The sequence below is a fragment of the Mesorhizobium sp. M6A.T.Ce.TU.016.01.1.1 genome (assembly GCF_003997065.1).
Classification (GTDB): Bacteria; Pseudomonadota; Alphaproteobacteria; order Rhizobiales; family Rhizobiaceae; genus Mesorhizobium; species Mesorhizobium mediterraneum.
On the sequence record NZ_RZTJ01000003.1, the window covers coordinates 96,228 to 109,141 of the forward strand.

Sequence of the window (12,914 nt, forward strand, 5' to 3'; positions counted from 1 at the left end):
GGCTCAGCTCGCCTTGATCTCTGCCTGGCCGATCTTGCGCCATCGGGCGTTTTCGCGAACCAGTTTCAGGTCGTCGGTCGTCTCGGCAAGTGTCCGCAAGCGGTATTGCCGGAGCAGGTTCGGGAAGAGCGCCCCTTCCGGTAGGCCGGCAAGCTGCTCGCGGACCGAGATCTTTTCATCGATGACCCGCATGCCCCAGGCATTTTCCCGAACCTGCAGCTCCGCAGCCAGATCGCGCTCTTCCGGCGAGTTTTCATCTAGCGCAGCCAGCAGGATAGAGTGGAAAAGCGCTACATAACCAATCTGTCTCAGGCCGCCCACAACCCGCACGCGCGGCAATATGGCAAGGACGAGGAACATCAGGAACAAGTTCGGCAGCAGCACGCCGTCCAGCAGCGCCTGCCTGAGATGCGGCCGCTCGAACGGGATGGAAAGACCATTCGGCCTGTCAGGCTCGATCAGGTGCCCGTTCTCGAGGACGAGCTTGCGCACGCGCTCCTCGCGGATGCCCCAGAAATAGGCCGTGGCATTGGGCAGGAATCTGCCAAATGGGCTCGATGCGGCCGCTTGCAAGGCACATTCCAGACGCTGGCGCCTTGCGGGCTCAATGAGCAGCCCGGAAAGAAGGCTGCCATCATGTTCTAGATGCCGCGCCACCGCAGCCGCGGCGAGCCGATCATCGATGAAAACCGGCAGGGCCATGCCGGAACGATCCCAATCGGCGACCAGATCCTCGTTGAGGGCTGTCAGCGCATCGGCGGCGGTTCCAAACACCTTGTCCTGGCTGGCAAGCAGTGTGCCCAGCCAGCGGCTGGCATCCGTTTCGTCGCCCACCGCTTCGAGCGCGCGCTTGTTGAGGGTGACGGGACCGACCACGCAGGCGCTTTTGCGGCACAGTTTGTGGCGCCCCATGCCAAACAGGTTGACCTTGTCGTCACCGACATCGAGCCATCCCGGCCCCTCCCGGCCAATTGTCTCCATGGTCATCGTCGTTCCCATGAAGCTGAAGAAGGCCGAGAGCCCGTTTTCGACCGCGCCGAGCCAGGCAAGCAGGAGGGCATCGAAGGTGATCCGGTCCATCAGAAGCAGGCAGTGCAGGCCGGACTGAATCACCGGTCTGTGCTCGAACTCTTCGAGGGCCTTGCCGATCTCTTCAGGCTGCATGATCACCCCAAGGCGCTGACGCAGGACTTCGCGCAGGATCGAGCGGGCAGCGATCGCCGGGCCCGATGCAGGCCTTGCCACCGGCCGCCACAGATGGCGGGCATAATCGGAAACCGGTGCATTCCAGTTCTGCTCTATGTCACGCACAACTTCCGGGCAGAGCAGCGACAGCACTGCCAGAATTTCCACCGGAGGCGTAGGGGTTGGGTCAAAGACAGCGGTCATTGGTCCCGTCTAGCCACTTGCGGCGCAAACGCCAAGGGAGACCAGACTTGCTGGATGCAGCCGGCCCACACGTAGACTGTCAACTCGATCAAAATGGTGTGAGACGAAATTGACCGTATCCTACGGAACTCTCCATGAGCAATCACCTGTTCGCCGGCACGAATTGTTAGATTGGCCAAACAGTTAAGGCCAAGCAGCGGATCTCAGAACCGCAGCCGGGCCATGCTCAGCAGGTCGTGGTACTGCCCGTCGGTAAAACCGGCCTTCACATGCCGGCCTTCGACCTCGAAGCCGTGGCTTGTGTAGAGACGGACGGCCGGTTCGTTGTCGGCATAGACGGTCAATTCGACCCGCTTCAGGGCGCGCCAGTTGTCGGCCACTTCAAGCAGCGCGCCAAGTATGGCAGAGCCGATGCCCTTGCCGACAAAGGCATCGTCAAGGCCGATATTGATCTCGCCGATATGCGAACGGCGCGGCGAACCCTGCACGACTAGGCTGCCATGGCCGACGACTTTGCCCTCCAACTCCGCAACGATCCAGGTGGTTTCCTGGCCGGACTTGGCGATGCGCCGCTCCACCTGCTCCACCATCTCGAAGGGCATCCTGAGCGTGCCCCAGCGGAACCCCGGCATGTTGAAGATAGCGCAAAGCGCCTCCGCATCGCTTAGCCGGACGGACCGGAGCTGCGGCTGGATTTTCTCGGAAGATGGCGAGGTCGTGCTGGTCATGGCGCTCCCGGCAAAGCAATCGGCCCGGCACGATGCACCGGACGTCACCTAAAAATCCAGCCGTCTCCGCAACCTATGCCGATTGCGAGCTAAAAACCGGGAGGCGGCGTAGAGTTTGAAGACGCCGCTGATGCCGATCCAGCCGAAAAGGGCGAGCCAGCGCAATGTCCCGGTCGCCGTCCAGTCGATCCGGTGCACCGCAGCGTCGGTGATGACGAGGCCAAGGATGGCAAGCAGGCCAACCAGAAACTGCGCCAAGCCGAGCACCAGCAGTTCCTCGCGCGGCGCGCTTCTCCAGACGAGATACACACCGCCCGCACCGGCGAGGAAGATAGCGCTGTAGACCTGAGCGTGGAAGGCATCGATCGGCCATGGCCAGAAGCCGCTGAATGTCAGGGGAAACAGCAACAGGCCGACTCCATAGAGCCCAAGGATCGCCGATTCCACCGGCATGTAGCCGCGCCATGCGGGGTTTAAGATCACGCCTTTTGCAGAAGGACGGGCCCTGGTCCGCCACAGGAACAGCCCGGATACCGCGACCGAAGCAAGATAGACCAAAAACCAGAGCCAGGGCGCTTTGCGCTCGAAGTTGAAATAGCCGAGATTGATGAACGAAGCCACCGACACGATGACGGTGAAGATGAAGGCCATGACGAGCACGAGCCTGCCGGGCGACCAGCGGTTCCAGACCAGCAACGCCACCATCATGACCATTTCGGCGGTGTAGAAGCCGCCGAGGAAGCGAGCATTGAACGGCGTGACGGCCCAAGGCCAGCGCGGCTTGACCAGCACCGGCGCGAAGAACAGGCCGGCGCCTACGATCAGGACGATGATGACCACCACCGAGAAAAGGCGCAGGGCCGCGGGAAATGGCGGGTTGTCGGATGTCGGCATGGGAGAAAGTCCCAAAGATGAATGCCTCATGGACCCATCATAGTGCCGCTTGCGGCCGGTGAAAATCCGCCCGAATGGAAATTGAACTGTCACCGGCTTATCCATTCGAATGGCCGTACGGTCCGTTTCGAAGTAAGATGGAGCGCTCGGACCGAAAACCGGTCCGGCCAACACGCCTCTAGGGTGCATTTCCCGGAGCCTGCACGATGAACGAAGCTCAGGATCTGTTCTCGCTTCTGCGGCAATCGACCGATGTCGATCCCCAGGCAATCGACGCGATCAGTCGAACCATCGCGGAGGGCAAGGACCGCGAGCTTTGCCGCATCAATGTGCCAGCCTTCGCCAGCAAGCATGGCCTCGACGAGGAGCGCGCCATAAGCGCCTTTCTCCATGCGGCGCGGGTGGGCATCTTCGACATTTCCTGGAATGTTCTGTGCCCTGGCTGTGGCGGCGTGCTCGACACCAACGCCACGCTGAAAACCCTGCAGAAGGACGAATACACCTGCGCGCTATGCTCCGAGGGCTATTCGCCGACCCTCGACGAGATGGTCGAGGTGACATTCACCGTCAGCCCCCGCGTGCGCAGGATTGCCGCTCACAATCCACACGAATTGCCGTTGATGGAATATTTTCGCCAGATCTACTGGGCGTCCGGCGTCGATCTGCCGGAAGAGGATTTCGCGAAGAAGATGGAAGCATTCTCGCTGGAGGATATCGAGCTTGCCCCTGGTGAAAAGGCGGTTCTGCCCATACAGCTTCCGTCTGAATTCGTCATCGTCTTCGAGCCGGTCACCCATTCAGTGCAGTTCATCGACGGGAAGGGCGAACCAACAAAAGAGCGCCGAAGCCTCTCTTTGGTGTTCGACCGCGACCATGTCCAGAACCAGACGCTGGAGATGCAACCCGGCCCGTTGCGCATTTCGCTGGAGAACAGGACCGATGCCCGCGTGCTGCCGACGGTCTTCATCGCCGGCCAGGAATTGCATGATTTCCTGGGCAAACGCCGGCCCTTCCTGACCGCCAAGCGCCTGCTCACCAACCAGACTTTTCGCGATCTCTATCGCACGGATACGCTCGACATCAACCAGCGCCTGAAAATCACCAGCCTGACCTTCCTGTTCACCGACCTGCGCGGATCGACCGAGCTTTACGAGCGGGTGGGCGATCTTTCAGCCTTCGATCTCGTGCGCGAGCATTTCCAGGTTCTGCATGAGATCGTCGCGGCGGAGGCAGGCGCGGTGGTGAAGACGATCGGTGATGCGGTGATGGCGACCTTCGCGACGCCTGATCGTGCGATTGCCGCGGCCCTCAGGATGCGCGATGCCATGCGTGAGCTCAACGACAAGAGCGGGCGCGAGGATCTGCTGCTCAAGATCGGAGTCCATGCCGGCCCCTGCATCGCCGTGTCCATGAACGAGCGACAGGACTATTTCGGCCAGACGGTCAACATTGCTTCACGGGTTCAGAACCTTGCCAACGCACAGGCGATCTTCGCCACTCGTGCGGTGGTCGACGACAATCTCACCGCCGATCTGTTGCACAGGAACGCGCTGACGCCCGTGCCCCACGAGGTCTCGCTGCGCGGCATTGAGCGCGAGATAGCAGTCTATACGATCCCCTGAAGACTTGGCCCCTGAAGACTTGGCCCCTGAAGACTTGGCCCCTGAAGATTTGGCCCCTGAAGATTTGGGTCGTCTCGGCCCCTCAGACGCGCCTGCAGAGGAAATAACGATCGGCGGGCTCCGAAGTCGGCGGCGGGAGGCGTTGCAGCAGCGGGTGATCGAGCGGCGTGCCACTGACCGCGAAGCCGTCGACGCGAAGCAGGCGCGCAATCAGATCGGGAAGCCAGGTAGCGGTCACTGCATCGCGATCGTCATAGCCGGTGCCGATGTCGGCATGAACAAGAGCGGCGTCGATGCCAATGAACTTGCGGGCCGTCTCGCGTATTTCGCCGAGCACGAGGTTTTCAGCTTCGGGAATTGAGCTGGCGTGTGCGCCAACTTCGCGGTCGAACACCACGATCCGGCGCCCGGGCAGGCGCTCGCGCAGATGGTGGAACGTCCGGCCATTGCCGAGGCCGAGCTCGAGCACAAGCCCCTCCATCTTCGCCACCTCGGGGCAGATTTGATTGAGAATGTCGCGCTGTGCGGTCATCCTGCTGATGAAATTATCAAGGCGACTCATATGCGATTTTATGTCCTGAACCAGCAGCCCCGATCGAGGCTTGTCGCATATAGAGGCGAACGACAAACCCTGCAATAAGCCAACCGGCCGCCGACAAGCGTCATACCGGGTGGGGTCGTCGGCAGGGCCGCGCGGCGGAACAGCGATCTCACTTGTAGGGATCCGCGGCGTCCCGCAAGCCGTCGCCGAGGAAGTTGAACGCCATGATGACGAGAATGACGGGGAGCATCGGCAAAAGCAGCCATGGATAGAAAGCGATGACGCTGACGCTGCGCGCCTCGGTGAGCAGGATGCCCCAGCTGGTTATCGGGGCCCTCAGACCGAGCCCGAGGAAGCTTAGCGCCGTCTCGCCCAGGATCATGCCGGGTATGGAGATCGTCGCCGTCGCGATCAGATGCGACATGAAGCCGGGAATGAGATGCCGCCCGATGATGCGGCTGCTTCTGGCGCCCATCAATTGCGCGGCCAGAACGTAATCCTCCTCGCGCAAGGCTAGAAGCTTTGAACGCACGGCGCGCGCCAGTCCGGTCCAGTCGAGCAGCCCGAGGATGACGGTGATGCCGAAATAGATCAGGATCGGACTCCAGGTTATCGGCATGATCGCCGCCAGAGCCAGCCACAGCGGAATGCTGGGGATCGATTGCAGAACTTCGATTATCCGTTGAACGATCAGGTCGAAGATACCGCCGTGATAGCCGGCCAGTCCGCCGATGACAATGCCGAGCAGGAAGCTGAAACTGATGCCGACGAGGCCGATTGTCAGTGAAATGCGTGCGCCATAGATCATGCGCGAGAGCACATCGCGCCCCAGCCTGTCAGTGCCGGCTAGAAAGAGCTGGCCGTTTTCGGCAGGGCAGACAAAATGCCTGTCACCTTCGATCAAGCCCCAGAACTGATAACTGTCGCCCTTGCAGAAGAAACGGATCCGCTGAACATCATCCTTTTTCTCGATGTAGTTCCGCTTGAGCGTGTCCATATCCAGCGTCATCTGGCGGCCATAGACGAACGGACCGACGAACTGGCCGTCGTGGAACAGGTGCACCCGCTGCGGCGGCGAATAGATGTAGTCCATGTTGCGCGTGTGCAGATTGTAGGGCGCCAGGAACTCGCAGATCAGTATCCCGAAATAAAGCGCCGCCAGGAATATGCCTGATATAACGGCAAGCCGGTGCTTCCGGAATTTCCACCACATCAGCCGCAACTGCGACGCCTGAAAGACTTTCGACTGCTCCGGCGTCATCGCCTCGACCGACTGCAGGTCAAAGGGCGCGGTGGAAACATAGTGCTGCAGTGGAGCACCCGGAGCGGGCAGGGGCGAATGCGTGTTCATTTGGTGCTGCCGCCCTGCAAACGAATTCGTGGATCAAGCAGCGCCAGCGCTAGGTCGGAAATCAGGACACCGATGACCGTCAGGAAGGCGAGGAACATGAGGAACGACCCTGCCAGATACATGTCCTGGCTTTGCAGCGCCTTGATCAGCATCGGCCCGGTCGTTTCCAAAGACAGCACTATCGCGGTGATTTCGGCGCCGGAGATGATGGCCGGCAGGATAGAGCCGATGTCGGAAATGAAGAAATTGAGCGCCATGCGCAGCGGATATTTGACCAGCGCCTTGAACGGATGAAGTCCTTTGGCGCGCGCGGTCACGACATATTGCTTGTGTAGCTCGTCGAGAAGATTGGCGCGCAGCCGCCGGATCATGCTTGCCGTGCCTCCGGTGCCGATGATCAAAACCGGAATCCAGAGATGGGCGAGGATCGACTTCGCCTTGGCCCAGCTCATCGGCTCGCCGAGATATTGCTGGTCCATGAGATGGCCGATGGATGTGCCGAACCAGATGTTGGCGAAATACATCAGGATCAGCGCCAGCATGAAGTTCGGAATCGCAAGGCCGAGAAGGCCGAAGAAAGTCAGGCCGTAGTCGCCCCAGCTGTATTGATGCGTGGCGGAGTACATGCCGATCGGAAAGGCGATGAGCCAGGTGAAGATGATCGTGACGAAGGAAACCAGCACCGTGAGCCACATTCGGTCCCCGACGACATCGCGAACCGGCAGCTCATATTCGAAGGAATAGCCGAAATCGCCGTGTAGCATCCCGCCGACCCAGTAGAAGTAGCGAATGAGCGGTGGCTGGTCGAAACCATATTCCTCGCGCATCATCTCGATGCGGTCGGAATCCACCGCTTCGCCCTGAGCCCGAAGCTCGGCAACATAGCTGTCGAAATAGTCGCCTGGTGGAAGTTCGATGATCGTGAACACCAGTGCCGATATGACCAGCAGCGTTGGAACCATCACGGCAATGCGCCAGACAAGATATCGAAGCACGCTCAGGAGTCTCCAAGCCAGAATGTATCCGGCATGTAGACACCGAAATAGGCGGTCGGGTCGTAGCCGTAGAGAGCCTTGTCAGGCAGATTGCGCAGCCGCGAGGACGCCAGAACCGGCTGATGCGTTCCGTTCACGGTGCCGATGGAAAACACCTGATCGGTGTAGATCGACAGCATCGAGTTCCAGATTTCGGCGCGCTCCGTGGCTTCGGTAGATGCGTTCCAGCGCTTGAGTAAAGCCATCAACTCGACCACAGGCGGAAGATCGGGCGCCTCACCGACCTTGCCATGAGACAAGTAGTGGGCACCCCAGAGCGGCCATTGCAGCTGGTCGTCGATGGTGGGGGCCAGCTGGTACGGGTTCATGTCGGCGGTCGGCACGCCATTGTCGATGCCCGACCACATCGACATCATGACCTGGCCGCCAAGCGCGCGGCTGCGGAAGATATCGCGCTGCGAAGTCCGGATGAACAGGGCGATGCCGATCTTGCGCCAGTGATCGGTGATGAGTTCGAGCGCGTCGGTTTCCAGCGTGCTTTCGCCGGCCGTTTCCACTATGATCTGCGCAGGGCGTCCATCGGGAAGTATCCGCAGGCCGTCATCGTCACGCGTCTGAAGCCCGACCTCGTCGAGCAGGGCGTTGGCCTGATCTGGATCATGGGCGACCCAGGCTTTCGCGAATTCCGGCCGGTAGAGCGGGCTCTCCGGCAGGACCGTATCGGCACTTTCCTGTGCCAATCCGTAGAACACAGCCATATTGATCTCGCGCCTGTCCACAGCGAGCGAAAGGGCACGGCGCACGCGCACGTCACGAAAAAGGCCACGCCACACCTGGTCGGAACAATTCAGATTGGGCAGCAGCGCCAGCCGCGAACCCTGTGTGCGTTTCCAGAGATGCATCTTCACCGGGTAGCGCTTCTCCGCGTCCTTCAGGAAGGAGTAATCGCTGAAGTCAATTCCCATGCATTGCAGGTCGCTCTCGCCCGCACCGGTCTTGGCCGAGATGATCGCCGACGAGCTGACATTCATGACGATCCGGTCAACATAGGGCAGTTGCCGGCCATTCTCGTCCATTCGATGAAAGAACGGGTTGCGCTCGAAGACGAATTGCTCGGCCGGCGGTTTGGTCCGGTTCTGCCAGGGATCGAGCGTCGGCAGTTCCGGGTTCTCCGGGCGATACTGCCGCGACATGCGGATATGCAGGAGCGTCCATTTCTTGGCCCGGTTCTCCTTCATCAGGCCGGCGAGCCGGAATGGATCCTGGTATTTCTTGTGGAACTGCTTGAGATAGGCGGCCGGCAGAACAAGCGATAGCGGCGAAGCAGCAGCGAGCTTGGGCAGGAAGTCGGGATTGGGCGCATTCCAACTATAGCGGACCGTCAACGGATCGACGATCTCGAAGCGTGGCGGCCTGCCGTCCGCCAGCAGGGTCGGGGCAAGCCCGCCCTGCGAAAGCTCATCATTCAGCCAGACATCTTCCCAGCAATAGCGAAAATCCTCCGGCGTCAGCAGGCTACCGTCAGACCATTTATGCCCTTCCCGAATCTTGAAAGTGAAGACGCGATCATCCGCTACGTCGAAACTTTCGAGAATGTCGGGTTGCAAGTTAAGCTTTTCGTCATAGCCGACCAGGCGAGCATATCCGTAGATCGTCATCATCCGGATATCTTTCTGGCTGCCGATGATCGTGCGTAGCGTGCCGCCATACTGGCCGGGCTGCCGGCCCATCGCGGCGAGGTTCAACGCGCGCGGGCTCTTGGGCAAGCGTTCGGCGAGTGCCGGCAGCGCCCTGGCCTTCAGCCGCGGCTGAAGAAATTCCGGCTCCAGATCGCCGGCGCGCGACGTGCCCGGCAGAAATGCCGAAGCCATGAGTCCAAGGACGGTGCGCCGGCTGATCAATGGCGTAACTCGCTGACATCGGCCGTACGCCGGGCCAGCACGAGGTGGCCGCCGCCAAGGTCGAGCGGCGACAGCATACCCTCGTCGCCTTCGTCGCGGAATTGCGGTCCCCATGCGCTGGTGTCGGAAGCGCCGCCGAGCTGCAGCGTCTTGAAATCCATCGGCCTGTCGAGATCGGGGAAAGGTACTGCAGCTACTAGTGAGCGCGTGTAGGGGTGGACCGGTTTCCTAAGCAGAATTTCGCGCGGCGCGAGCTCGACGATACGCCCGCCGCACATCACCGCGATGCGGTCTGCCATGTAGTCCACCACCGCCAGGTTGTGGGATATGAACAGGTAGGTCAGGCCCAGTTCCGTCTGCAGGTCCTTCAGAAGGTTCAGGATTTGCGCCTGGACAGAGACATCGAGTGCCGAAACCGGCTCGTCGCAGATCAGGAGTTCAGGCCCCAGCGCCAACGCGCGCGCGATGCCGATACGCTGACGCTGCCCGCCGGAGAAACTGTGCGGATAACGCTTGATGAAGCGCGGATCTAGCCCGATTGCCTGCATCAGACTCTTGACCGTGGCGAGTCGGGACGCGGCATTGCCACGTTGATGGATTTCCAGCGGCTCGCTCAAGATGTTCTCCACCGTCATACGAGGTGAAAGCGACGAAACCGGATCCTGGAAGACCATCTGGATTTTCGCGCGCAGCATGCGCAGGGCGTCTCCCTCGGCTTCCAAGACGTCGATCGGACCATCGCGGCCGTTGAAGATCACAGAGCCGCCGCTAGGGGTGACAGCCCGCATGAGGATCTTGCTGACGGTGGTTTTGCCGCAGCCGCTTTCGCCGACAAGACCCAGGCACTCACCCCGCCTGATATCGAAGCTCACGCCGTCCACGGCGCGAACAGAGGCTTGATGATCTCCGCCGAACCATCCGGACTTGCGGATGGTGAAGGTCTTTGTCAGATCCCTGACCGACAGCAGGATGTCGTCCGGCCCCTTCGATGCCGGCGCCGTCTGCTTGCCGAGCAGGTTCCCGACATTCACCGGCACCTCGCGGAGCGCCTTTAGCCTTTCGCCAGGCTTCAGGTCGAAATGCGGAACGGCTGCCATCAGGCCCTTCAGGTAAGGGTGGCCTGGCCGGCGGAATATCGCCTCCACAGGTCCCGCTTCCATGATCTCGCCATGGTACATGACCACCACCTCGTCGGCGACATTGGCGACCACGCCAAGGTCGTGCGTGATCAGCAGCATCGCCATGTTCAGCTTCGTCTGAAGCTCGCGCAGCAATTGCAGGATTTGCGCCTGGATGGTGACGTCCAACGCCGTCGTCGGCTCGTCGGCGATCAACAGGGCGGGCCGGCAGATAAGCGCCATGGCGATCATGGCGCGTTGACGCAATCCTCCCGAAAGTTCAAAGGGATACATGTCATAGGCGCGCTTGGGGTTGGGAAAGCCGACAAGGCCGAGCATTTTCTCGGTCCGCGCCTTGCGCTCCACCCGAGCCATGGGCGTATGAATCTGCAGGGATTCGCTGACCTGATTGCCGATCGTGTGCAGCGGCGACAGTGATGTCATCGGCTCCTGAAAGATCTTGCCGATGCGGCTGCCTCTCAACGCCCGGATTTCGGGTCCGTCACGCGGCATCTGCAGGATATCCTGCGTCGTGCCGGGCTTTTCAGGATCGGAAAACAGGATACGGCCGCGAACATGGGCTGTGTTCGGCAAAATGCCCATCACTGCCTGGCTGAGAACCGATTTTCCGGAACCGGACTCGCCCACAAGCGCGGTAACCTTGCCGGGCAGGACGCGAAGATTTGCACGCCTGACGGCATGCAAGGGTCCCCCGATAATGGCAAAAGAGATGCCAACATCCTCGATCCGCAGCAGATCAACACCCGAATTCATTCTCAGACCAGCCCCACTCTGGCGGCCTGCCAGGCGGCAGGCCCAAAAAGCGAGACTAGCGTATTGCCAGCCTAGAGCAACTTGGATTCGAAACGGTCGCCAGTTCCCTGGCGGAACCGGCGACCGGACTGCATACCAAGGCGTTCGGATCAGATCGCGGCGGTTACTGGAGCTTCCTCGGGTCGGCCGCCGACAGCCGCGCGGCATCGCGATGAAGCAGCATGACCTGCTCGGCGTCCGATATTCGGTCGTAAATCGGCTCCAGCGCACCGTCTTCATCGAGCGCGAGAGCACCCGACAGATCGGGTGAAAGCACCGTCAGCTTCTGCTTGATGCCCGCCAGTTCCTCCTTGCCGAGCGTCAGCCAGCTGTTGGCGCCGCAATAGCTGGCGAAGTCTTTGCTGGCGAGAACGCTGTGCGGATGTTTCTTGGTCAGGGTCTGGAGGCGCTGGACCTCGTTTACAGCCGAGCCGAAGACAGAGAATGTGAGCCGGTCTGTAAGCCCGACATTGCCAAACATCACATTGCCGACATGCAGGCCGATACCAAACTTTATGTCGCCTAACCCCTGCTCCTTTCTGCGCAGATTGAGATCCATTATGCGCGCGCTAGCCTTGTGCGCTGCCGCAAGAGCAGCCTGGCAAGCGATCTCGGACTGCGAGCGATGCCTTTCGCAAGGGTAGACGGCAATGAAGCCATCACCTATGAAACTCATGATCTGCCCGCCGCTGCGATTGAAAGGTGCGGCAACGGCGTCGAAAAACTGGTTCAGCGTATCGATATAGATTTCGCGGCCGGAGGTTTCGGCAAGCCTTGACGACCCGCGCATATCGGCCATGACCAGTGCGGCCCGGATTGTATCGCCCTCGCCGCGCTTGATCTGGCCGTCCAGCACGCGCCTGCCGGCGTCGCCGCCGAGATAAGTGGTCATCATGTTGTCGGCGAGCTTGGTGAGCACCGCCATCTTGGTTGCGATGGCGAGATGGTTCTGGATGCGCAGCAGCGCCGAAATCATGCTGTCGCTGAAGCCTGCAGCACTGTCGGTGGACCAAGATCCCAGCATGCCCTGACTGGTATTGCCGCTGAAGGGATGCACGAAAGCCATGTAATCGGTGACGCCCATAAGCCTGAGGTCATCGAAAACAGGAAATTCCGACGACACTGACGGGTCGAGCCGGCGCCGCAGATGGTCGAGCTTGTTGCTGAGCAGATGATAGTATGGGCTGGTCAGGAATCTGTCAGAATGAACGCCGTCCTCCTTGCGGAAGCCTTCCACTTCCAGGCCCTGGCCGCGGAGCCAGGTGAAGCCAAGCGCGTCATAAAGCGGATGAAGCATCGAAAAGCTCAAATGCACCCGCTTCAACGGCAGGCCGGCAGCAGCCAGCCGTTCACAAAAGCCCTTTACCAATGTTTCCAGGTCGTCGCCCGCCAGCGCCGATTGGGTCAGCCAATCGGCAACCTTATCCATGAGAATGGCAGAAATTTCTGCTTGCGCTGTGCTCATGCTGTCTCCGAACTCTTGGGCCTCATGTGGCGAGGCTGCCGGCGGGATGCAATCACGATCCTGACAGCGGGCAAAAAATTCGCCGGCTCGGACGCCA

At 60.6% G+C, this 12,914-nt stretch carries 10 protein-coding genes; 1 reads left to right on the forward strand and 9 read right to left on the reverse strand.

What is annotated here, in order from left to right; all coding sequences use genetic code 11:
- Window positions 1-3: 3 nt before the first annotated feature.
- From EOC94_RS06660 to EOC94_RS06670, 3 genes are all read right to left on the reverse strand, one after another.
- Window positions 4-1,389 (reverse strand): hypothetical protein, encoded by a 1,386-nt coding sequence (locus EOC94_RS06660; protein WP_127289320.1) that lies wholly within the window; start codon window positions 1,387-1,389, stop codon window positions 4-6.
- 203 nt (window positions 1,390-1,592) lie between these two features.
- Window positions 1,593-2,117: a GNAT family N-acetyltransferase gene (locus EOC94_RS06665; RefSeq protein WP_127289322.1), complete on the reverse strand. Its 525-nt coding sequence runs from the start codon at window positions 2,115-2,117 to the stop codon at window positions 1,593-1,595.
- Between the two features lie 48 nt (window positions 2,118-2,165).
- On the reverse strand, window positions 2,166-3,011 hold the full coding sequence (locus tag EOC94_RS06670) for a hypothetical protein (RefSeq protein WP_095483613.1): 846 nt from the start codon (window positions 3,009-3,011) through the stop codon (window positions 2,166-2,168).
- A gap of 206 nt (window positions 3,012-3,217) precedes the next feature.
- Here EOC94_RS06670 and EOC94_RS06675 point away from each other — a divergent pair, with 206 nt between their 5' ends.
- Window positions 3,218-4,633, forward strand: coding sequence for an adenylate/guanylate cyclase domain-containing protein (locus tag EOC94_RS06675; RefSeq protein WP_127289324.1), 1,416 nt, complete (start codon window positions 3,218-3,220; stop codon window positions 4,631-4,633).
- A gap of 82 nt (window positions 4,634-4,715) precedes the next feature.
- Here EOC94_RS06675 and EOC94_RS06680 read toward each other — a convergent pair whose 3' ends face one another.
- The 6 genes from EOC94_RS06680 to EOC94_RS06705 form a co-directional block, all read right to left on the reverse strand.
- The gene (locus tag EOC94_RS06680; protein WP_127289795.1) at window positions 4,716-5,195 is read right to left on the reverse strand and encodes a class I SAM-dependent methyltransferase; all 480 of its coding nucleotides are present in this window, start codon (window positions 5,193-5,195) and stop codon (window positions 4,716-4,718) included.
- Window positions 5,196-5,343: 148 nt separating this feature from the next.
- Entirely contained in the window at window positions 5,344-6,525 is a 1,182-nt protein-coding gene (locus EOC94_RS06685) for an ABC transporter permease (RefSeq protein WP_095483616.1), read from the reverse strand.
- Window positions 6,522-7,520, reverse strand: a complete 999-nt coding sequence (locus tag EOC94_RS06690) for an ABC transporter permease (RefSeq protein WP_095483617.1) — start codon at window positions 7,518-7,520, stop codon at window positions 6,522-6,524. Before EOC94_RS06690 ends, EOC94_RS06685 begins: the two co-directional genes overlap by 4 nt.
- Window positions 7,521-7,522: 2 nt before the next feature.
- Complete coding sequence (locus EOC94_RS06695; RefSeq protein WP_126103593.1) at window positions 7,523-9,421, reverse strand: ABC transporter substrate-binding protein; 1,899 nt, start codon at window positions 9,419-9,421, stop codon at window positions 7,523-7,525.
- The gene (locus EOC94_RS06700; RefSeq protein WP_127289326.1) at window positions 9,418-11,313 is read right to left on the reverse strand and encodes an ABC transporter ATP-binding protein; all 1,896 of its coding nucleotides are present in this window, start codon (window positions 11,311-11,313) and stop codon (window positions 9,418-9,420) included. The genes EOC94_RS06695 and EOC94_RS06700 overlap by 4 nt, the downstream gene beginning before the upstream one ends.
- Window positions 11,314-11,476: 163 nt before the next feature.
- On the reverse strand, window positions 11,477-12,817 hold the full coding sequence (locus EOC94_RS06705; protein WP_095483620.1) for an adenylate/guanylate cyclase domain-containing protein: 1,341 nt from the start codon (window positions 12,815-12,817) through the stop codon (window positions 11,477-11,479).
- Between the last annotated feature and the right edge of the window lie 97 nt (window positions 12,818-12,914).

Excerpts from the sequence above, each read along its gene's own strand:
- EOC94_RS06685 (WP_095483616.1), bottom strand. The coding sequence starts at position 6,525 with ATGAACACGCATTCGCCCCTGCCCGCTCCGGGTGCTCCACTGCAGCAC.
- EOC94_RS06705 (WP_095483620.1), bottom strand. The coding sequence starts at position 12,817 with ATGAGCACAGCGCAAGCAGAAATTTCTGCCATTCTCATGGATAAGGTT.
- EOC94_RS06700 (WP_127289326.1), bottom strand. The coding sequence starts at position 11,313 with ATGAATTCGGGTGTTGATCTGCTGCGGATCGAGGATGTTGGCATCTCT.
- EOC94_RS06660 (WP_127289320.1), bottom strand. The coding sequence starts at position 1,389 with ATGACCGCTGTCTTTGACCCAACCCCTACGCCTCCGGTGGAAATTCTG.
- EOC94_RS06665 (WP_127289322.1), bottom strand. The coding sequence starts at position 2,117 with ATGACCAGCACGACCTCGCCATCTTCCGAGAAAATCCAGCCGCAGCTC.
- EOC94_RS06670 (WP_095483613.1), bottom strand. The coding sequence starts at position 3,011 with ATGCCGACATCCGACAACCCGCCATTTCCCGCGGCCCTGCGCCTTTTC.
- EOC94_RS06680 (WP_127289795.1), bottom strand. The coding sequence starts at position 5,195 with ATGAGTCGCCTTGATAATTTCATCAGCAGGATGACCGCACAGCGCGAC.
- EOC94_RS06675 (WP_127289324.1), top strand. The coding sequence starts at position 3,218 with ATGAACGAAGCTCAGGATCTGTTCTCGCTTCTGCGGCAATCGACCGAT.